16 protein-coding genes and 1 rRNA gene are annotated in these 22536 nt (G+C 37.9%); 1 reads left to right on the top strand and 16 read right to left on the bottom strand.

Annotated features, from left to right (window positions below; translation table 11 throughout):
- Window positions 1-92: 92 nt before the first annotated feature.
- The 12 genes from ACIP9G_RS18100 to ACIP9G_RS18045 all read right to left on the bottom strand — a co-directional run bounded on the left by ACIP9G_RS18100 (window position 93) and on the right by ACIP9G_RS18045 (window position 15256).
- Window positions 93-317 (bottom strand): CsbA family protein, encoded by a 225-nt coding sequence (locus ACIP9G_RS18100; RefSeq protein WP_401021441.1) that lies wholly within the window; start codon window positions 315-317, stop codon window positions 93-95.
- Window positions 317-1522: a PDZ domain-containing protein gene (locus ACIP9G_RS18095; protein WP_401021151.1), complete on the bottom strand. Its 1206-nt coding sequence runs from the start codon at window positions 1520-1522 to the stop codon at window positions 317-319. The genes ACIP9G_RS18100 and ACIP9G_RS18095 overlap by 1 nt, the downstream gene beginning before the upstream one ends.
- Before the next feature lie 100 nt (window positions 1523-1622).
- Window positions 1623-3071 (bottom strand): S41 family peptidase, encoded by a 1449-nt coding sequence (locus tag ACIP9G_RS18090; RefSeq protein WP_340826312.1) that lies wholly within the window; start codon window positions 3069-3071, stop codon window positions 1623-1625.
- A gap of 395 nt (window positions 3072-3466) precedes the next feature.
- Complete coding sequence (locus ACIP9G_RS18085; RefSeq protein ID WP_401021149.1) at window positions 3467-4054, bottom strand: peroxiredoxin family protein; 588 nt, start codon at window positions 4052-4054, stop codon at window positions 3467-3469.
- Window positions 4051-4671, bottom strand: coding sequence for a hypothetical protein (locus ACIP9G_RS18080; RefSeq protein WP_401021147.1), 621 nt, complete (start codon window positions 4669-4671; stop codon window positions 4051-4053). Before ACIP9G_RS18080 ends, ACIP9G_RS18085 begins: the two co-directional genes overlap by 4 nt.
- Before the next feature lie 271 nt (window positions 4672-4942).
- The gene (locus ACIP9G_RS18075) at window positions 4943-6241 is read right to left on the bottom strand and encodes a murein hydrolase activator EnvC family protein (protein WP_340826316.1); all 1299 of its coding nucleotides are present in this window, start codon (window positions 6239-6241) and stop codon (window positions 4943-4945) included.
- Between the two features lie 267 nt (window positions 6242-6508).
- The gene (ftsX, locus tag ACIP9G_RS18070) at window positions 6509-7393 is read right to left on the bottom strand and encodes a permease-like cell division protein FtsX (protein ID WP_340826317.1); all 885 of its coding nucleotides are present in this window, start codon (window positions 7391-7393) and stop codon (window positions 6509-6511) included.
- Entirely contained in the window at window positions 7383-8069 is a 687-nt protein-coding gene (ftsE, locus tag ACIP9G_RS18065; protein WP_340826319.1) for a cell division ATP-binding protein FtsE, read from the bottom strand. The genes ftsX and ftsE overlap by 11 nt, the downstream gene beginning before the upstream one ends.
- A 275-nt stretch (window positions 8070-8344) precedes the next feature.
- On the bottom strand, window positions 8345-9535 hold the full coding sequence (locus ACIP9G_RS18060) for a DUF4097 family beta strand repeat-containing protein (protein ID WP_401021143.1): 1191 nt from the start codon (window positions 9533-9535) through the stop codon (window positions 8345-8347).
- Window positions 9536-9814: 279 nt separating this feature from the next.
- Window positions 9815-12679 carry an excinuclease ABC subunit UvrA gene (gene uvrA / locus ACIP9G_RS18055; protein WP_401021141.1) on the bottom strand — a complete coding sequence of 955 codons (2865 nt, stop codon included), beginning with the start codon at window positions 12677-12679 and terminating at the stop codon, window positions 9815-9817.
- Window positions 12680-12686: 7 nt separating this feature from the next.
- Window positions 12687-14666 (bottom strand): excinuclease ABC subunit UvrB, encoded by a 1980-nt coding sequence (uvrB, locus tag ACIP9G_RS18050; protein ID WP_340826322.1) that lies wholly within the window; start codon window positions 14664-14666, stop codon window positions 12687-12689.
- 347 nt (window positions 14667-15013) lie between these two features.
- The gene (locus tag ACIP9G_RS18045; protein ID WP_340826323.1) at window positions 15014-15256 is read right to left on the bottom strand and encodes an IDEAL domain-containing protein; all 243 of its coding nucleotides are present in this window, start codon (window positions 15254-15256) and stop codon (window positions 15014-15016) included.
- A 228-nt stretch (window positions 15257-15484) separates the two neighbouring features.
- On the opposite strand from ACIP9G_RS18045, the gene ACIP9G_RS18040 reads away from it, so the two are divergent.
- Complete coding sequence (locus tag ACIP9G_RS18040) at window positions 15485-15994, top strand: competence protein ComK (RefSeq protein WP_340826325.1); 510 nt, start codon at window positions 15485-15487, stop codon at window positions 15992-15994.
- A gap of 905 nt (window positions 15995-16899) precedes the next feature.
- Here the strand turns inward: ACIP9G_RS18040 and prfB are convergent.
- The 4 genes from prfB to rrf form a co-directional block, all read right to left on the bottom strand.
- Window positions 16900-18004 (bottom strand): peptide chain release factor 2 gene (gene prfB / locus ACIP9G_RS18035; RefSeq protein WP_401021137.1). Its coding sequence is split into 2 segments (ribosomal slippage): window positions 16900-17928 and window positions 17930-18004, totalling 1104 coding nucleotides; the frame shifts between segments, so codons are not numbered across the junction.
- Window positions 18005-18486: 482 nt separating this feature from the next.
- The gene (locus tag ACIP9G_RS18030) at window positions 18487-19044 is read right to left on the bottom strand and encodes a competence protein ComK (protein WP_340826326.1); all 558 of its coding nucleotides are present in this window, start codon (window positions 19042-19044) and stop codon (window positions 18487-18489) included.
- Between the two features lie 362 nt (window positions 19045-19406).
- The gene (gene secA / locus ACIP9G_RS18025) at window positions 19407-21920 is read right to left on the bottom strand and encodes a preprotein translocase subunit SecA (RefSeq protein WP_340826327.1); all 2514 of its coding nucleotides are present in this window, start codon (window positions 21918-21920) and stop codon (window positions 19407-19409) included.
- A 519-nt stretch (window positions 21921-22439) separates the two neighbouring features.
- A 5S ribosomal RNA gene (gene rrf / locus ACIP9G_RS18020) occupies window positions 22440-22536 on the bottom strand; the annotation flags it as partial.

Below are 22536 nucleotides of genomic sequence, written 5' to 3'. Positions count from 1 at the left end.
TGGATGAGTTCGTCTTACACAGTGCCCGCAAATGCGACGCGGATTTTTATTTATTACTAAAGGAGTTAGGAAGTCTTTAATGACAGCCCTCCTTATTTTTTTTGCATTTTGCTCGCCAACCAAAAACCAACAGTTAACGAAAAAGCATCTACGACAAAAATAATAGGTGGGGAAGTATAACCTGCATATACTGAAGCGGCAATAAGTGCTATAGCTAAACCTAACGCCACATAACGGTTATACGTAATACGTGTAAACAATAACACGAGTAATGCTGGGAAAAATAATGCTAGCATCATTTTCCCATATAGATCTATCATAGTTCCCTCGGCTCCGCCAACAATAACCCAATTCGATAATGGTCATTGCTGTAAATTACATGCTGCGTAAGGCGTATTTCGTTATTACGGTCTAGCACCTCTAAACGACAATGTGCAGCATTTGATTGTAAAGCTTCATATAATTCAACTTCTGTAGTAATCGTGTGTCCGTTTACTTTACGAATACATTCCCCTGCAAGTAAGCCCATTTTTTCTGCTGGCGAATCAGGAAGCACCGCAGCAATAATAGCTCCCTTTGTACTTGGGGCAACCGCATACGATTCCGTTTTATCTTGCAAAGCATAATAAATTGATATTATGATCCGAATTAATGCCCCTACCGCTAATGTTATATAACCAATAATCGGTGCCAAAAATGATGCAAGTCCACCTATTAAAATCAGCTGTCCTAACAATAAGACTGAGCGCCCTATTTTCGGCAACTGCACAACGGGTAATTCTTTCCTTAACAGCTTTGAAAAACCGATAACTACAGGGAATAATACGAATGCAAAGTGATTATCTCCCAATGTAAACTGCGGCCAATATGGCAGTGATGATGGGATGATATTACCTGGAATAATAAAGAAAATAGGTAACACCCAGACATTCCTTGTTCGATAGACGATAGCCTGCATGCCACGTTTTGTATTTTCGATAGCAGGTGTGATAACTTGTTTAGCAGTACGGCGAATAAACATGCCTTCTACTATTACACATAGCCCTGTTATGATCGTAATTGTAACAATAGCCCCTGCTAATAAATCGACGCCTTCCAACGAAAGCTTCCACCAGGAGAACGACCAGTTATACTGGTACATTGCCCACAATGTAAGAGTCGCGATTGCCATTGTGTAAATTGGTGACAATACATTGATGAAAAATAACAAGAGACCTAGTAAAGATATAGCCATTAAAATTAGTAAAAAAGGTTTGGGTACAGTGAGCCCGAAACCTAGACTTATTAGTGAAATGACTAATGCATAAGGCCATCCACGCTTCCATTGTCCTATCAGCTCTGTCCAACCCCAAATAATACGTCTGTTAAAAAATCTTCGCTCTTGCTTTACACGTCTATACCCTAATAAGATAGCAACCACTATCGCCATATAAACTACTGGATTAAGTAAAAAGCGGCCAATCGCTGTTACAATTTCTATTAATATGTTACTAACCATACGAACACCCGCCGTTTCTGTCATGAATACTATGCATTCATTGTATCAAACGACCACTGTCTTGCGTAGTAGTAACTGGTAGAAAGCTTGTTATTTCCCATCATTTTTACTAGATTTATAATATCTATTGCTCAATATTGTGCAACAGGAAGCTTGTTGCCATTTGGAATTGCAAGTCATTTTGACGATCTTCTTTATAAGCCTTTAACGTTCCATTTAAACTATTGAAGAATGTAGAATCTACATATACATCATTATCTGCTGGCGGTAATTCCTTCTGCTTACGATAAAGTTTTACTGCCTCTTGAGTTGTCTCATCTAAATACCCATCTAATCGGTCAATTTGATAACCAAGCTTTTGCAATGCTTTTTGGGTATACGCGATTTCCTCGCTCATATTGCCTATTTTGAATTGCCCTGTTAATGGATGCAATTGGAACGCAAATAACTCGTTTTGTTCAATAACTAAACTAGCTTCAATGCCCTTCCCATGGATCCATTCACGTTTTGGCGTAAGCCATTTATTTGTCGATAGCTTTAGTTCTCCCCCATTTGCAAGAGACCATGATTCCTGCACTGTGCCCTTACCAAAACTTTTAACGCCGACAAGGGAAGCACGATTCCAGCCTTTTAATGCTCCACTGAGTACTTCACTAGCTGATGCACTACCACCATTTTGAATAATGACAATCGGAATTTTATTCATCGTAGCTAAATATTTTTCATCAAAGCCTTTCGATTCAGTTTTTAATGGTTCCATAGCCCCCTCTGCATTTTGCATATAGGCAAATACTTTACCATTTTCTAAAATTGTACTTAGTAGCGCTGCGACGCTATGTAAATAGCCTCCAGGATTATCACGAACGTCAACAACGAGCCCTTCTACATCTTTGCGTAGTAGCTTACTTGTTTCTGCAACCCACTCATTTGCTGTCTTCTCACCAAATAACGAGATTTCTATATATCCTATCGAAGTATCCTCAACCTTCACTACCTCACTCGTTACGGTTTTATTGGAGATTGCAGCACGTTCCATCGTCATTTTAATATGCTTATCCTCACTTGGACGATAAACAACAATGGTAATCTTTGTCCCTTTGTCACCTTGAATTAAATGCATTAGTTCACTCATTGTTTTCCCATCTACTTTTACGCCATCAACTTGTACAATTTCATCGAGAGAGCGCATTCCAGCCTTTTCTGCTGGTGACGAACGAACAGGCGATACAACAATAAACTTCCCATTGTTTTCTGTCAATTCAATACCGATGCCAACTCTTTCTTCTGCTAGCATTTGTCGATGTTGCTCAGCCTCTTCCTTCGTGTAATAGGTACTATACGGGTCCTTAATTGCATCTGCCATACCACGTAAAGCACCTTCTACTAATTCTTCTTTTTTAGTGCTATATACAGATTTCTTTTCGATTAGTTGCAAAGCTTCGTTAATCGAATCAACTTCTGCGACTTGCACTTTTTTCTCTCCTCCATCAAAATCAAACAAGTCAAAGTAAAATCCACTACCTATCAATAAACTGCTGACAAGTACCCCGACTCCTGCCGTAATTTTGCGCAAACCTTCCCTCCTCTGTCTCTTTACTGTATGAATTTTTATTTTCAAACATACAAAATAATGTTTTGGAATTCTAAATAAGCTCACGGGCTATACAAAATTGTTTGGGTGCCTGGCACTAAACCCCACTGCATTCCCGCAGGAGTCTACGTGGATTTTTACTTGGATATATAAAATAATCTACTAGTAGCGCTTTAAGTATTCAGAATTGTTCGGGTGCCTGGCACTAAAACCCACTGCGTTCCCGCAGGAGTCTACGTGGATTTTTACTTGGATATATAAAATAATCTACTAGCAGTACTATAAAAATTCAGAATAGTTTGGGTGCCTGGCACTAAAAAACCCCACTAAAAAAACCCACTGTGCATTTTACGGGCACAGTGGGTTGTAGTTTAGTTTTAATCTAATGCTTCAACAGTGTTTTTTAACATTTCGATGTTCATTGGGCCTTCTATCGCTTGCTGAATAGCCCCAGTTGAATCAATGAAATACGTTGTTGGAATTGTAATGACCTGATAATCTGAACCAGCAGCATTTTCTGGATCAAGTAAAATCGGGAATGTAAGTTCAAAACCATCTCTAAATGTCATGACTGAATCAATTTTCGCATCAGCTGTTACGTCTCGCTCGGCTGACGTTAAATTGACTGCTAAAATTTCAACATTATCCTCTTTTGCATATTGATCGTAATAATTTTGCATATGTGGCATTTCAGCTTTACACGGTGGACACCATGTTGCCCAAAAATTTAATACTACTTTTTTTCCGCGTAACTTACTTAACGTCACTTTTTCACCATCTAAATTAGTTAACGTGAAATCAGGCGGTGTGTCTCCTTTTTTCAACCCAATTGTCCGTTCCTCTACTTCTTTACCAAGTGAGGCCGTTTCAATTTCGCGCTCTTTATCAATTTGCTGTTTAACATATGTACCAATCATCGCAGCTATTAACAACACAACCATAAGTAACCCAATATTTTTTTTCATTCTTTTCCTCCCATTCGTTGAATTCCTATACCTAACATAAGTAATAGGAAGCTTACTCCAACAGCCGGTTGCCAAAAGCCATTAGGCTGAAAAACAGCAACGATTACATACACAGCTGTATACACTAATAACGCTAGAGTTGTTTCTGTTACTTTCCATAATATGATAATCGTTAGTATGCTTAGCACTACCAAAGTGATGAGTTCACTTTGGAGCGAATTGTCATTCAATAATACCATGAACCATTGATAAATGGATTGCGTTAAAATGATTGCCCAGCCACTTGCAGTTACGCCTTCAGAATCGAATTGTAGTTGTTGTCGCTTCCACCACAATTGAAATATTAAGGCAACTGTTCCTAATAAGACACCGACAGTTCCGCCATTAAAGTAAAGAAGCGTTAATGGTTGTGAAAGGACAGATTGAAAGTCCGTAATAACGACGCTAAATTTCCAAACAAGTATAAAAGTAAAGATTGTATCACCGTATACCCCTGACCATATTTTCGGGAATTGTATTCGTAAGACAAGCCATACAATGATAAATGCTGCTAATAATGCGACCGCCGTTGCTGGTAAAGTTAATGCACGAATTGAAAACCACTCAGTATTAATCACCTTAACAAATCCTCCACCGATATAGATAATTTTAGCATAGCATACATACTTTTATGAAAACTTCCATTTCACACTGTGTTCAAAAATTATTCTCAAGTTTTCATAGAATAGTCATTTTTGGAGCATTTCACTTGAAAATACCCCACATCGTATATAGTAATAAACATTTCTTTCGAATGCACGTTATAACAGGAAAAATCTCCTTTTTATTTTGTCACTAACACGCAAAAAAGAGCCGTCTCACAATGAGACGACTCTCTTCATAAAATATTTACAATGGAATATATTTTAGTGGATTCACACTACCAACTGCTTGTCCTTGCCAAGAGCCGATGTGCACTTCAAAGTGTAAGTGTGGTCCTGTTGAGCGACCTGTACTACCCATTGCTGCAATTTGCTGTCCTTGGCTTACTTCGTCACCGACACTAACATTAAATGCACTTAAATGTGCATAAACTGTTGTATATATTTTTCCATCAATAGAGTGTGTTAAAATAACCACATTTCCGTAAGAGCTAAGTGGTGCGGCGTAAGATACGACACCGTCAGCCGCTGCCCAAATTGGCGTACCTGTTTTATTGGCAAGGTCAACTCCATAATGGAATTCAGGACCAGCACCAAGATTACGCCAGCCATATGGTGATGTTAAACGACCATTTGTTGGTTTAATCCATGTTCCATCCGAAGCTGGAGCATTCACTGTAGAGCCGCCAGAGCCTGAGTTCCCTGCTGCAGCTGCAGCAGCGGCTGCTGCTTTACGTTTTGCCTCTTGTTGACGAGCTACTTCCGCTAATCGGTTTTGCTCTGAAATAATTTGCTGCTGTAATTCAGCACTAATTTCAAGCGCCTCTGAATATTCTTTTTCAAGTAATACTTTTTCTGACTTTAGTTTTGCTTGTTCTTTTTCTAACTGTTCAACTAAAGTGTTTTTCTCTTTTTTCTGTCCATCTAATGATGCTTTTAGACGCTCTAGCTTTGCTTTCTGCTCTTCAAGCTTTTGACGTTTACTTTCTAGTACTTGCTTTTGCTCTTCTAATGTTTGCTTGTCCTGTTTTTGATCGCGAATAATTTGACGATCCGCTTCAAGTAATGCATTTACAGCGGAGAAGCGGTCGATGAAATCTACGAAGCTATTAGAACCTAGTAGCACATCTAAATAGCTAACTGAGCCCCCAGCTTGAATTGCACGTGCACGATCTTGTAATAATAAATCACGCTCTTCAATTTTGCGAAGAAGCTCTTCAATTGTACCTTCTAATTCTTTTATCTCTGCATTTGTAGATTGAATTTCTGCCAATACATTTTTAATACTACTATTTGTAGTTTCGATTTCAGCGTTTAACGCTTGAATTTGATCTAGTAATTTTTGTTGCTTTTCTTCATTTGCACTAATTGCATTTTCTTTATTGCTAATAGAAGAATTTAATTGATTTTTCTTTGTTTCTACTTGTTTTTTCTCTTCTTTTAAATCCGTTAAACTAGTTGCATACGCTGTTGGAGTTTGGATAATAAGAAGTAGTGCCGTTGTTGCTGCAAATGCTTTAATTGTGTTTTTTGCCTTACTTTTCATTTATTGAACTCCCTTCGTCTATTTAATTCCATTTTTCTGACTATGTACGCCGTCATAAACGGCTTTTTTATTGCGCTACATCTCTGACTAAATATAAATTACGCCTCGGCATTATTGCGTCAAGTTTTTTTCGAGCCTGATCAATAGGCTCCTTATAAAATCTGTGACATTAACCGTGGACTTTAACTTGATTCAGACGGGGGTAGAATCCACAAAGAATCCCGTGTATCCCCCGCTTTTATAAATAAGAACTTTTGCTGAAACAAGTTAAACTTTTAAAAATTTACGTACAGACATGAAGCTTCCCCAAATACCAATAAGCACACCAATAAGCAATAGTAGACCACTTACTTGATAAACAAGTGGTGAGAAGCTAAGAAGCTGAACGAGCTCACCTTGTAAACGAGGTGCAATAATTCTATATACATTGTGATAAAGTGTTGCGATAACCGCAATCGGGACGATAGAACCTAATATCCCCAGCCACATACCTTCTAAAAGAAATGGAATACGCACAAACGAATTTGTTGCACCTACTAGTTTCATAATTTCGATTTCATCACGTCGTGCGATTATCGTAATACGAATCGTATTAGAAATTAAGAAAATAGCTGTGAATAATAACCCTAAAATCAGCACAAGACCTACATTACGACTAATATTTAAGAAGTTGAAAAGTTTTTCTACCTTACCTTCACCGTACTTCACATCGTATGTATATTCATACTTATTAATTGTCTTTGCAACCGTGGCAGTTTGCTGTGGATCTGTTGCCTTTACATAAATAACATTTCGTAACGGGTTACTTTGCTCAAAAAGCTTAAAGTCATCCCCAAAATCTTTCACTAACTTTGTTAATTCGTCTTCCTTTGTGGAATAAGTAAATTCCGCAACATCAGGCAATTTTTCTATTTTTGCTAGCAATGCTTTTTCAGCAGCTTCATCTGCTGTTTCATCGATTAACACTTTTATTTCAACATCGTTCTCTAAATCTGATGCTACTTTATTTAAGTTCATCATAATTAGCGAGAATACACCTACTAATATCAAAGTCACTGTAACCGCGCTGACAGAAGCAATTGTCATCCAGCTATTACGACCAAGTGATTTTATACTCTCTCGAAAGTGTCGTTTTACCGTATTAAATTTCATAGCCGTAGTCACCTCCGTGCTCATCACGGACAATCATACCGCCTTCAATCGCTATAACTCGACGACGAATGGTATTCACAATTTCGCGGTTGTGGGTTGCCATTACAATTGTCGTTCCCCGTGCATTAATTTCTTCAAACAAATTCATAATCTCCCAAGATGTCTCAGGGTCTAGATTCCCTGTTGGTTCATCTGCAATTACTACTTTTGGTACGTTCACAATAGAACGAGCAATAGAAACACGTTGCTGTTCTCCACCAGAAAGTTCGTTCGGGAACATTCTTGCCTTATGCTTTAATCCAACAAGATCTAAAACTTCCATAACTCTACGTCGGATTTCAACTGGTTCCTCTTCAATTACCTCTAACGCAAATGCTACGTTTTCATAGACATTTAATCTTGGAAGTAATTTGAAATCTTGGAAAACTACACCGAGTTGACGGCGCAAGAAAGGTACTTTTTTATTTTTTAAATCACCTAAATTAATACCATTAACAGTAATTTCACCTGAAGTTGCTTTTTCCTCACGGTACATTAACTTGATAAATGTCGATTTACCTGCACCACTTGGACCAACAACATAGACAAATTCACCTTGTTTTATATTAACCGAAATGCCATTTGTCGCAACTACACCATTCGGATACTTCTTTGTCACATTTTTCATTTCTATCATGTTTTTTAAACCACCTAAACCTCTTATATGTAAGATGTATTCTTTTTCTATTATATCACTCAATCTATGTTTTTTTATTACAGTTTTATTTCATTCGTTGGCATTATATTCTATTTATTTAATGTTTTTTGGAATATTTTTTTAAAAACCACCAAATGACAACAAATAAAAACAGGAATCGATGGAAGGTTATAGTGATTCCTGTTTCTTATTAGTAAATATTGAATATAAAAAAGCATTCAAGCTATATAGCCTAGCCTGAATGCTCTATATTTTTACATTTGTTGCTCGTCAGTAGTTGTATAACGAATTAAAACTGCTCCTGTTTTCGACTCGCCTTCGATAAATAAGCGATTCGCATTTTCCACTTCTTTATCAAAACGAACTACTTTAGTTAAGAATTGATCCTGTGTTTCAATTTTCGACGTATCTTGAATACCTACATCCACTTTGCCGAAGTTTGTGACAATTTTTCCGCTTAAAGACATTGTTCGTGGTACATATATTTCTACAGCTCCAGCAACTGTATGTGCTTTAATTTTTGATGAATTACTAGAGCATGTTGTCACAACAACATGTCCATTTATAGATTTTGCTTCTACTTCATCTAAAGCCCCATCTAAATAAACACGACCATTCAATGTTTCAGCTTCTAAATCTTTACCACGTACATCAGTTAGTTCGATCGAGCCATTCGATGAATCCACTTCTGCCTTCGTAAATACTAGCTTAGAGCCCTTAATCGCACCATTAAGTGTTTTAAGTTTTAATTGATCTAGCTCGATATCTTGCAAGGCAACACTACCGTTCATTAAACGGACTGACAATTTATCTAACTTTTCCTTTGGCACAAGTAATTGAACATTCACCTGCACAAGCTTAAGCTGACTTAAAATTCTAAGTGAGCCTTCCTCGTTCTTCACAACAAATTGTTCCAAGAAATGATTACGTGTTTCTTCCTCGTTATCATTAAGTAGCGGTGCCTTTACTTTACAAATGACTTGGAAGTTATCACCTTCACACATCTCTAATGAAAAATTGCCGTTCGGTAATTCAACAATGACATTTTCTACATTCTCTGCCGCTAGTTCTTCTGTATGTGTAAATTCAAATTTATCTCCAAATGGCGAAGAAACATCAAATTCTTTTACTTTTTTAACTGCTGTATTCATCATATCCATAAAGATTGAACCGATTTGCGATAAATCTTTACGAAAATCATGCATTTCCTCTTGGAAATTTTTAGTGAAGTCTGCATCTTTTTTCTTTTGTTCTTCTTTAAACTCTGGATCTTTAAAGATAGATTCTTTCTCTGTTGAGGATTGCTGACCCATATTCGACACATCGTTACTACTTTGAGTGGACTTGCTAGGTTGCTCTAATGCTTCTAATAATGTAATCGCCTCTTGCGCTGAAATTGTACCTTTTTCCACAAGTTCTAAAATTCGTTGACGTTCATTTTGCATAATCATATAGCCTCCCACAGATTGTTATATCTATTTATACGTATCCCTATGTGAAAAGTTTCACTGAAAAAATGAAAAAGTATTTACTATCACAGATGATGAATTACTGCATTGTCGCTATTAGGTGCATTTTTGATATGAGAAAATAAAAAATCTGCAAGATTTCCTGAGGGAGAAAAAGCCTTATGCATGATGCCACAAAAGCTAACGAGCATGCGGGGTCTTAAGTCTTACCCTCGGAAAAGAGCAGATTTTTACAATAAACTACTTTATAATAAATTATTTAGATGCTTCTACCAAAGCAGCTTCCATACGCATTCTATCACGTGTTAATATCGGTTTTAAATATTTACCTGTATAAGAGCCCTTTACTTCCACTACTTCTTCTGGCGTACCTGTAGCAACAATTGTACCACCTTTGTCGCCACCCTCTGGCCCCAAGTCAATAATGTAATCCGCTGTTTTAATAACATCCAAATTATGCTCAATGACAAGTACTGAGTCACCATTTTCAACAAGGCGTTGCAACACAATGAGTAAGCGTGCAATATCATCTGCATGTAAGCCAGTTGTCGGCTCATCTAAAATGTAAAATGACTTACCTGTTGAGCGGCGATGTAATTCAGAAGCCAATTTAACACGCTGTGCCTCACCACCTGATAGGGTAGTCGCAGGTTGTCCTAATTTCATATAACCTAACCCTACATCAACAATCGTTTGTAATTTACGTTGAATTTTAGGAATGTTTTCAAAGAACACCACAGCATTTTCAATTGTCATATCTAAAATATCCGCAATACTTTTATCTTTATATTTCACTTCAAGTGTTTCGCGATTATAACGTTTACCATGACAAACTTCACACGGCACATAAACATCTGGCAGGAAATGCATTTCAATTTTAATAATACCGTCGCCACGACAAGCTTCACAACGACCACCTTTAACATTAAAGCTAAACCGCCCTTTTTTATAGCCGCGTACTTTTGCCTCATTTGTTGTTGCAAAAACATCGCGAATATCATCAAATACTCCTGTATATGTTGCCGGATTTGAGCGTGGCGTTCTGCCGATTGGTGATTGATCAATATCAATAACTTTTTCTAACTCATCCAATCCTGTTACTTCTTTATGTGCACCTGGCTTCACCTTTGAACGGTTGAGCTTTTGCGCTAAAGATTTATATAAAATCTCATTGATGAGAGTTGATTTACCTGAGCCAGAAACACCTGTCACCGCTACAAATAGACCTAATGGTACGTCTACTTTGACGTTTTGTAGGTTATTTTCTTTTGCACCTAAAATAGATAGTTTACGACCATCTGGTTTACGACGCTCAATTGGTAGCGGTATGAATTTCTTGCCGCTTAAATATTGTCCTGTTAATGACTTAGGATTATCCATTACTTCCTGTGGTGTACCTGCTGCAACAATTTGTCCACCATGTACTCCTGCACCTGGTCCAACATCAATAAGATAATCCGCTGCTAGCATTGTATCTTCATCATGCTCTACTACAATTAACGTATTTCCGATATCACGCATATTTTGTAGCGTACTAATGAGACGGTCATTATCTCGCTGATGTAGGCCGATAGATGGCTCATCCAAAATATAGAGCACTCCTGTTAAACGAGAGCCAATTTGTGTTGCCAGACGGATACGCTGAGCCTCCCCGCCTGAAAGTGTTCCCGCAGCACGATTTAATGTTAAATAATCTAATCCAACATTGACTAAGAAGCCGAGACGTTCTTCTATTTCACGCAATACGAGTTTTGCGATTTGCATATCCTTTTCAGATAAATCTAGTTCTTTGAAAAACGTATCTGCATCCTGAATCGAATACTCTGTTACTTGTCCAATATGCTGATCTGCAATTTTCACAGCTAATGTTTCGGGCTTTAGTCGGTAGCCTTTACATGATGGGCAAGCTTGCTGAGCCATATATTTCTCCATTTGTTCTCGTACATAATCGGAAGTTGTTTCCTTAAAACGACGCTCTACATTACGAACGACACCTTCGAATTCAATCATCTGATCTCGCACATTGCCAAATTCATTTTCATAATGGAAGTGAATTTTATCTTTACCTGAGCCAAATAAAACCTTATCCATCTTTTCTTTAGGTAAATCTTTGACAGGTACATCCATTGGAATATCGTAATGGTCGCATACAGCCTTTAATAGCTGTGGATAATATTGAGAGCTAGTAGGCTCCCATGGTGCAATAGCGTGCTCTAATAATGAACGATCCCAATCTGGCACGATAAGCTCAAGATCAACCTCTTGTGTCGTTCCTAAACCGTCACAGCTTGTGCACGCCCCAAATGGACTGTTAAAAGAAAACATCCTAGGCTCTAACTCTCCAATTGAAAATCCACATAATGGGCAGGCATGATGTTCGCTAAATAATAATTCTTCATGCTCCATTACATCGACAAGCACACGTCCCTCTGCTAATCGAAGGGCTGTTTCTAACGAATCACTAAGACGAGCTGCAATTCCTTCTTTTACAACTACACGATCGACAACAACTTCTATCGAATGTTTTTTATTTTTATCAAGATCAATAGCATCGTCTAAATCGCGTAATTCTCCATCAATTCGTACACGGACAAAGCCTTGCTTTTTCAAATCCTCAAGTAATTTTACATGTGTCCCTTTACGCCCTGAAATCATTGGTGCAAGTAATTGCATTTTCGTACGCTCTGGATAGACGAGCAGACGATCGACCATTTGCTCAATCGTTTGAGACGTAATCTCAATACCGTGATTTGGACAAATGGGCTTGCCGATACGGGCAAATAGTAAACGCAAATAATCATAGATTTCCGTGACTGTTCCGACTGTTGAGCGTGGATTTCGGCTCGTCGTTTTTTGGTCGATTGAAATAGCAGGCGATAGCCCCTCTATTGCATCTACATCCGGTTTATCCATTTGGCCAAGAAATTGGCGCGCATATGCCGATAATGATTCGACATAGCGACGTTGTCCTTCAGCGTAAATCGTATCAAACGCTAATGACGATTTCCCAGACCCAGATAAACCTGTTAACACGACTAATTGATCACGTGGAATTGTGACATTTATATTTTTTAAATTATGTGCTCGTGCGCCTTGCACGACAATTTCTGTATTTTTCACAAGCCAATCACCCTTCTGCTTTCAATTCAAATATTGTATCGCGAAGCTCAGCTGCACGTTCGAAGTCAAGTGCTTTTGCCGCTTCCTTCATCTCAACTTCAAGAGTAGCAAGTAATTTCTCTCTTTCTGCTTTCGTCAATTTTTTGCCTTTCGTTGCCTTTGTTACATAAGACTCCTCTTCCTCTGCCACCTGTGTCGCACGAATAACATCCGGAATCTTTTTGACAATCGTTTTCGGTGTAATGCCATGTTCCTCGTTGTAAGCCATTTGAATTGTACGGCGGCGTTTTGTTTCCTCAATTGCCTTTTTCATAGAATCTGTCATATTATCCGCGTACATAATGACATGCCCATTTGCATTACGTGCCGCACGGCCAATTGTTTGAATAAGAGAACGCTCCGAACGTAAAAAGCCTTCCTTATCTGCATCTAAAATCGCTACTAGTGATACTTCAGGAATATCCAAGCCTTCACGCAATAAGTTAATGCCGATAAGTACATCATATGTACCTTTACGAAGTTCGCGAATAATCTCAATACGTTCTAATGTCTTAATCTCTGAATGTAAGTATTCCACTTTTAAGCCCATTTCCTTCAAATATGCAGATAAATCTTCTGACATTTTTTTCGTCAATGTTGTTACGAGTACACGCTCATTTCGCGCAATACGATCATGAATTTCATCAATTAAATTATCAATTTGCCCTTCAATTGGACGAACTTCAATTAACGGATCTAGTAATCCTGTTGGACGTATAATTTGTTCTACCATTTCTGGAGTATGTTCAATTTCATATGGACCAGGCGTTGCTGATACATAAATTGCTTGATGAATATGTCGTTCAAATTCCTCAAAACGCAATGGACGATTGTCTAGTGCAGAAGGTAAACGGAAACCATGCTCAACTAGTACCCCTTTGCGCGCTTGGTCCCCATTATACATACCTCTTACTTGAGGTAATGTCACATGGCTTTCGTCGACGACGAGTAGAAAGTCCTCTGGGAAGTAATCAAGTAACGTATATGGTGTTGCCCCAGCTTCACGTAATGTTAAATGGCGTGAATAGTTTTCAATACCTGAGCAAAAGCCCATTTCACGCATCATTTCCAAATCATAGCGTGTACGCTGCTCTAAGCGCTGTGCCTCCAATAGCTTATCTTCTGCTCTCAATAGCTCAAGGCGTTGTTCTAATTCTTGTTCAATATTGTCAATTGCTTTAAGCATTTTTTCTTCACGTGTAACGAAGTGGGATGCTGGGAAAATTGCTACATGGTCTCGATCTGCCAATATTTCTCCAGTTAAAGCATCTACCTCTCGAATTCGGTCAATCTCATCTCCGAAAAATTCAATACGGACGCAATGTTCATCACGAGATGCTGGGAAAATTTCCACAACGTCTCCTCGTACACGGAACGTCCCACGTGTAAAACTAATATCATTGCGTTCATATTGCACGTCGACTAATTTTCGAAGTAATTGATTGCGCTCAATTTCCATCCCTGTGCGAATTGATACAACTAATTCTCGATATTCTTCCGGAGAACCTAAACCATATATACAGGACACGGACGCAATAATAATGACATCATCACGTTCGAAAAGTGAAGAAGTGGCTGAGTGACGGAGTTTATCAATCTCATCATTAATGCTTGAATCTTTTTCGATATACGTATCTGTTTGCGGAACATACGCTTCCGGTTGAAAGTAGTCATAATAACTTACAAAGTATTCAACTGCATTATTTGGGAAGAACTCTTTGAACTCACTATATAATTGACCCGCAAGTGTTTTATTGTGGGCCATAATCAGTGTTGGTTTTTTTACTTGCTGAATGACATTGGAAATCGTAAAAGTTTTGCCCGTCCCCGTTGCACCAAGTAATGTTTGATGTCGTTTCCCTTCACGTACACCCTCCACTAATTCTGCAATCGCCTGTGGCTGATCACCATTAGGCTGATAAGGCGCCTGTAAATCAAATGTTTGCACGCATGTCCCCGTCCTTTCCTTCCAATTTGTACATTTATTTTAGCATAGCAGTATTAAAATATCGAACATTTAACGAACGAATGTTTGTTATTTTTCTCATTTTCAATTTCGGTACGTGTATGTTGATGTAGCATTTGAATTTTCTCTTAGATGTGACACTCTTTCAGAAACAACAAACTTCTATCCTTTATACCTATGATTAGATATATACCCTTTCTTTAATCATAGAATTCTAGAAAAATAAAAGATTTTACAATTTTTCATTAAACATAATAGTGCTGATAACATCTATTTGTAGATAAACAAAAAAATCCGCTCTCCTGTAATTGGAGAGCGGTCTTATCATATTATTCACTTGCTACTTTGTGTAAAGCCTCTAGTTCAGTTGCGTATAAGTGAAAAGCTTTTTTATCTCGTTCATCGAGTGTTCTATCTATCAGAACCATTAGCTTTTCTTCACGATGCATACGCTGGATATGATTTAAAAATAAATCTAAATAAATCTCGTTCAATAATTTCTCTGCCTCATCAACTTTTTTTGACTGACCTACGGCTTTTAGAAAATCTGTGTACGAATAATATTTATCCAACGATCTCACCTCGATCCTTTTCTAAATTATAAGAAAATTTAGATTAAAATGCAACGCTAAACAAATAAAAATCATCTATTATTTATTAGAATTATAGCGGAATTTCGAGCAAATTCCTTAGGGAAAAGCATCAATTATCTATATAATTTCGGTTTATATCTATATTTTCAGAATGCATTTTTGTCATTTACACTACAAATAATCACTATTAAAAGGAGGCTTTTACATATGTCATCAAATTATGTGAATGGTTATTTAATGTCTTTTAATACTTATTTATTGGAACCGATTCAGCATGAATCTAAAATTTTCACTCGAGTTATTGACAAGCATAATGAGCTTATTGTGACACGCAAACCTTTGCATGTTTTACGCAAATCTTGCATCTCATTAGGCACGACTTATGAAGCTGCAAAACATTCTGCAAAACGTTTTTTTGGTAATCAGCATAAGCTCCCTATAGTCGTCGCATATGATTATGGCTTTCCTTGCATTTTTTTACCGACCTATTCGCCAAACTCTATACACAATATTTGGATTGGACTCCATGCTATTTCCAATATTTCGCCGAGTAGTGAAGGATGTATTATTACATTGAAAAATGATATGGAAATTGAGCTGCCTATTAAATATGCTTCGATTAGTAAACAATTTGTTAATGCTTCAATGCTTTATAAACATTATATGGGTGAGCGTAAACAACTTAGCCACGATGCTCCGTACCATCCACCATTTTAAGGAGAAGGGTCACTTGAGTATTAATAAAATATCTACTTGTTAGGGTTAGTAGGAGCTGTCACAAAAAATGCTCTATTCATGTGACTCTTCCTAAAGCGTAAAAACCCACTTCGCTTTCCGCGGGCACACACGTAAGCCGTAACCGCAGGAGTCTACGTGGGTTTTTACTTAGGAAATATATATATTAATGTTCTACTAGCAGTGCCTAGGAGGATATTGCATAGCTGGAGTTCCTGTGCCTTTCTATGCATTGTAATTCTAAAGCGTAAATTCCCCTTCGCTTTCCGCGGGTACATACGTAAGCCACAACCGTCGCTGTGGCGCCATTTGTTACGTCTTACGCTCTGTGCGTTCCCGCAGGAGTCTACGTGGGTTTTTACTTAGGAAATATATATTAATGTTCTACTAGCAGTGCCTAGGAGGATATTGCATAGCTGGAGTTCCTGTGCCATTCTATGCATTGTAATTCTAAAGCGTAAATTCCCCTTCGCTTTCCGCGGGCACACGTAAGCCGCAACCCTCGCTAACGCGCGGTTTTTTGCGTCTTACGTTCTGTGCGTTCCCGCAGGAGTCTACGTGGATTTTTACTTAGGAAATATATATATTAATGTTCTACTAGCAGTGCCTAGTAGGATATTGCATAGCTGGAGTTCCTGTGCCATTCTATGCATTGTAATTCTAAAGCGTAAATTCCCCTTCGCTTTCCGCGGGCACACACGTAAGCCGTAACCCTCGCTGTGGCGCCGTTTGTTACGTCTTACGCTCTGTGCGTTCCCGCAGGAGTCTACGTGGGTTTTTACTTGGTTAACCTACTAGCAGTGTCATAAAAATTCAGAATTGTTTGAGTGACTGGCACTTTAAATGAGAAAACCTCAGAAGCGTAACGCCTCTGAGGTCTTCATTGATTATCCAATTTTAGAACGTAAATATGCATTGATAAATGGATCTAAATCTCCGTCCATTACTGCGCCTACATTCCCTGTTTCTTCACTTGTACGGTGATCCTTAACCATAGAGTATGGATGGAATACGTAAGAGCGTATTTGAGAGCCCCAGCCAATTTCCTTTTGCTCACCGCGAATTTCATCAAGTTGTGCTTGCTGCTTATCAATTTCTAATTGATATAATTTCCCTTTTAACATCGTCATTGCTTTTTCACGGTTTTTAATTTGTGAACGCTCTGCCTGACATTGAACGACAGTACCAGTTGGAATATGTGTAATACGAACAGCTGAATCCGTTGTATTAATATGCTGACCACCAGCGCCTGTTGCACGGTACGTATCAATTTTTAAATCCTCTGTACGAATGTCTACTTCAATATTGTCATCGAATTCAGGCATAACATCACATGAAACGAATGATGTATGACGACGACCAGAAGAGTCGAACGGTGAAATACGTACTAAACGGTGTACACCCTTTTCAGCCTGTAAATAACCGTAAGCATTATGTCCTTTAATAGATAAAGTTACGGATTTAATACCCGCTTCATCACCTGGAAGATAATCGACTGTTTCTACTTTAAATCCACGTTTTTCAGCCCAACGCGTATACATACGAAGTAACATAGAACCCCAGTCTTGAGACTCTGTACCACCAGCACCAGGATGAAGCTCTAAAATGGCATTGTTCTGATCATATGGACCACTTAATAGTAATTGCAATTCAAAATCGCCCATTTTTTGTTGGAACTCTGCTAGCTCATTGCCTAGCTCCTCCTGTAATTCTTCATCAGGCTCTTCACGTAATAACTCTAATGTCATATCTAAGTTTTCATGTGTATCTACTAGCTCTTTATATTCATTAACAATTGCCTTCAAGCCATTACCTTCATTAATGACTACCTGTGCTCCTTGCTGATCGTCCCAGAAGCCTGGCTCTAGCATCATTTCATCTAATTCTTGAATACGTGCCTCTTTGTTTTCTAAGTCAAAGAGACCTCCTGAAGTCCGCCAATTTTTTGGCTGTAGTATCTAACGCGTTACGCACATCTGCTAATTCAATCATTGCTAAATCCTCCGAACATATTTAATGGATATTACATGTAAAATCCGTATTATTCTATTATAGCGTTTTTAAAGCGGAAAACATACTTTTTTCAATATGCCCTGTCCACGAGACATAAAAAATAGTAGTCCAAAGCGCTTAGCTTATACTACTATCTTTTATGATCAAAAATATATTATTCCCTAATTAAGTTTTCCGAGTAAACTTTTTCGAGCTTCGGCGTGAATTTTTTGGTCACAATGCTCGCATGTCAATCGTCTATTCCGATTCACTTTATAAAGCTGATATTTCCTAGTCCCTTCTAAAAGCTTAAATTGTCTTTTACAGCAAATACAAATCGTTTCATAATAAATCATCAAAGCCTACACCCCTCTGTATTTATTAATTGTATTTTAAAGAAAATAAAATTCTTAAATGCACTCAATGGATATTCCGTTACATCTGGACAGAAATAACTTTCATGGATGAATAGTTACTATTTCCTAGCATTCATCCTTTTTCGTTTCATCCTCTACCTTAGAACGAATCGCCATTCGTTGAAATACTTTGACTCGATCAAACTGCACTAGTAAATGTTTTGTACGTTTTTCAAGCTTGTATTTTAATAAAAAAGCCCTCTGAATACGATATTCAAAAGCTTTCGGACTAACATCCACAATAATTTCTTGACCGTTCATAAACACAACCTTCGTTTGCTTTTTACTAACAGCAATATAGTCGTCTATATGATGGACAGCAAACCAAATACATTCTGGATGTAACGGTGACTTACTTGGAAACCACAAAATATTAAACCGTTCATGGACAACTATGGGATTTTTATTGAGCTTACCTAAAATCATCTTTGATCCATCAAAGGCTCCTCGTAAGCTCGAACCAAAATAGCGGAGATTAAAATCCATTAGTCTCGTAGGAGATAATTTTGAAATATATTGATAGTCCCTTTCAATTACTCTTGTACATAAATTTCCAAAGGCATCATACTCAGGCATATACAACATTGTTTCACTACTCATAATGTCTTCACAATTATAATGCAATGATTACTCCTCCTTTAAATCATATTTATCATGTGAATTAAAAAGGAATGTACATGTTTATGGGTATACTTATGTACTTCCTCGAGCACGTCTGCTAAAACTACATTACTCGAGAATTTAGTCCGACTAACGCATAAATTCACCTCCCCTTTTGTCAAAGAAAGTAAATTCATATGAAAGTGTCTTACTTTTTATTTAAATAATCTGCTATACTCATTACTTTCATTGAACTAAATACCTATTGTTACAATTATTGTATACTTTCGATTATCTATTGTCTATTAATTCAGATTTTAGAGCCGTTTCTTTCTAAGCAAAAAAAGACCAACTCAACTTCTCGTTGAATTGATCTTTTCCCTATTTTATTGACCTGCACCGTGACAGTTTTTAAATTTCTTTCCACTACCGCATGGACATAAATCATTGCGTCCAATATTTTCAGCTTTACGAACAGGTTGTTTTTTCGGTGCAGGGGAACCATCTTCTTTCGGATTCACAGCCTGACCTTTTGCAACCTCTTCACGTTCTAAGTTACTGCGAATTTCTGCTTTCATCGCATATTTCGCTACATCCTCACGAATTGAAGCGACCATATCCTCAAACATCGCAAAACCTTCTTGTTGATATTCACGTAGAGGATCATTTTGACCATACGCACGTAAATGGATCCCTTGTCGTAATTGATCCATTGCGTCAATATGATCAATCCACTTCGTATCAATTGAACGTAATAAAATAACCTTCTCAAACTCACGCATACGCTCTGGTGTAAGCTCTTCTTCTTTTTCATCATAGCGTTGGTGTACAGCATCGGAAATAGTCGCATTAATTTCTTCGGCAGATTTACCTTGGAAGTCCGCCACTTTTAATGTGCCCTCTTCTAATAGGTTAGCTGCGACAAAGTCCTCAATCGCTTTTAAGTTCCAATCTTTCGGCTGGTCATCTTGTGTGTATAGTCCGACAATATTATCGATTGTTTCCTGAATCATCGACTCTACAAGCTCACGCATATTTTCCGTTTCTAAAACGTCATAACGCTCTTTGTAAATAATCTCACGTTGCTGACGTAAAACATCATCATATTGTAATAAACGTTTACGTGCATCGAAGTTATTCCCTTCAACACGTTTTTGCGCTGATTCTACCGCTCTTGATACAACTTTTGATTGTAATGGTTGAGAGTCATCCATTCCAAGACGCATCATCATAGACTTCATATTGTCAGAGCCAAATCGACGCATTAATTCATCTTCAAGTGACAGGTAGAATTGCGTAACCCCTGGATTCCCTTGACGTCCTGAACGACCACGTAGCTGATTATCGATACGACGTGATTCATGACGCTCCGTACCAATTACCGCTAAACCACCAATTTCTAATACACCTTCACCAGGTTTAATATCGGTACCACGACCAGCCATATTTGTTGCAATCGTAACTGCACCTTTTGAACCTGCATTCGCGATAATTTCTGCTTCACGCTCATGGTTTTTCGCATTCAGTACATTATGAGGAATTTTATGTTTATCAAGTAATTGTGAAATAATTTCAGATGTTTCAATCGCCACTGTACCAACAAGTACTGGTTGACCAGCCTTATGACGCTCAGCAATATCAGCCGCTACTGCTTTATATTTTCCTTCCATAGAAGCAAAAATTAAATCTGGGCGGTCATCACGTGCAATTGGCTTATTCGTTGGAATCGCAATAACACTCATGTTGTAAATATTACGGAACTCTTCTTCTTCTGTTTTCGCTGTACCTGTCATACCCGCAAGCTTTTGGTACATACGGAAATAGTTTTGGAACGTAATTGTTGCCATCGTCATTGATTCGTTTTGAATCTCAACGCCCTCTTTAGCTTCAATTGCTTGATGGAGACCATCAGAATAACGGCGTCCCTTCATTAAACGACCAGTAAAGCCGTCAACGATAACAATTTCGCCTTCTTGGACAACATAATCAACATCATTATGCATACTCACATGTGCCTTTAACGACTGGTTAATGGCATGATTTAAACGTACATGTGTTAAATCAAACAAATTGTCGATACCGAAAGCTTTTTCGGCCTTTTCTACACCTGCATCCGTTAATGTAACGCCTTTTGTTGATTCTTCATATGTGTAATCTGTATCAGCACTTAACATGCGTACAAAAGCATTAGACTGCTTGTACAACTGCGCAGATTTCCCAGCTTGACCTGAAATAATTAATGGTGTACGTGCCTCATCAATTAAAATCGAGTCAACCTCATCGATTACAGCGTAGTGAAGCGGACGTTGAACACGCTCTTCTTTATAAAGCACCATATTGTCACGTAAATAGTCAAACCCTAATTCATTGTTTGTACTATACGTAATATCCGCATCATAAGCCGCGCGCTTCTCTTCTTTTGACAGGCTGTTTAAGTTTAAACCAACTGAAAGGCCTAAGAAATTATACAGCTCTCCCATCTCAGCAGCGTCACGACTTGCCAAATATTCGTTGACCGTTACAACGTGTACGCCTTTACCAGTAATAGCATTTAAATATACTGCCATCGTAGCTGTTAACGTTTTACCTTCACCGGTTTTCATCTCTGAAATATTACCTTCATCAAGTGAAGCCGCACCCATAATTTGCACGCGGAAAGGATACATTCCTAATACACGTTTCGACGCCTCACGACTAACTGCAAAAGCTTCAGCACGAATAGAATCTAATTTTTCGCCATCTGCATAACGTTTTTTAAATTCCTCTGTCTTCGCTTGTAGTTGCTCATCTGAAAGCTGTTCCATTTGAGAAGCTAATCCCTCAACTTGGTCAGCGATTTTTTCTAATTTTTTTAACTCACGTTTATTGAAATCAAATAATTTATTTAATAGGTTTGCCATGAATATTTTTCACTTCCTATACGAGTCTCAAATTCCATTTTACCATTGTGTAACAGTTTCATGCAAACAGTGTCCTATAGTAAGGAACGAAACATCGCAAAATAAGTTCATTTTGCGACCATTTTCTCCCTTTTATGCGTAAGACAAGGATATTACGAAAGAATAAGGAAAATAATTTAGTTGTTTCTATTAATGAACATTTTCCAATGATAAACTTTCAAGATTAATTATGTTCCAGACCCCGAAGCAAAAATCAGCATGTCCCCATCCATGTCAAGATTAAAGAGAATTACGTGACAGTTAAACAGGATAAATATTGGTGCTACAGATTTTTAATACTCTTGATGAATTCTATAACTTTTATCAATCTATCTCACGGTAGGTTCAAAACGATTACCTAATCCATTCAAAATTATCCTCATTAGGAACCCTTACGCTATTAATAACATGGAATACTAGCAATCCTGCTGTTTAAGAAATAAAAAAAGCCGAGGATTAAATCCTCGGCTTACTATTTGTGTCTAGCGACGTCCTACTCTCACAGGGGGAAGCCCCCAACTACCATCGGCGCTAAAGAGCTTAACTTCCGTGTTCGGTATGGGAACGGGTGTGACCT

It is taken from the genome of Lysinibacillus sp. NPDC093197, from assembly GCF_044754025.1.
GTDB lineage: Bacteria > Bacillota > Bacilli > Bacillales_A > Planococcaceae > Lysinibacillus.
This window is presented reverse-complemented; position numbering and strand designations above follow the sequence as displayed.

Coding starts and splice junctions, on each gene's coding strand:
- ACIP9G_RS18095 (WP_401021151.1), bottom strand. CDS start 1,522: ATGACAGAAACGGCGGGTGTTCGTATGGTTAGTAACATATTAATAGAA.
- ACIP9G_RS18085 (WP_401021149.1), bottom strand. CDS start 4,054: ATGAAAAAAAATATTGGGTTACTTATGGTTGTGTTGTTAATAGCTGCG.
- ftsX (WP_340826317.1), bottom strand. CDS start 7,393: ATGAAATTTAATACGGTAAAACGACACTTTCGAGAGAGTATAAAATCA.
- ftsE (WP_340826319.1), bottom strand. CDS start 8,069: ATGATAGAAATGAAAAATGTGACAAAGAAGTATCCGAATGGTGTAGTT.
- secA (WP_340826327.1), bottom strand. CDS start 21,920: ATGGCAAACCTATTAAATAAATTATTTGATTTCAATAAACGTGAGTTA.
- ACIP9G_RS18040 (WP_340826325.1), top strand. CDS start 15,485: ATGTCATCAAATTATGTGAATGGTTATTTAATGTCTTTTAATACTTAT.
- ACIP9G_RS18075 (WP_340826316.1), bottom strand. CDS start 6,241: ATGAAAAGTAAGGCAAAAAACACAATTAAAGCATTTGCAGCAACAACG.
- ACIP9G_RS18060 (WP_401021143.1), bottom strand. CDS start 9,535: ATGCAAAATGAACGTCAACGAATTTTAGAACTTGTGGAAAAAGGTACA.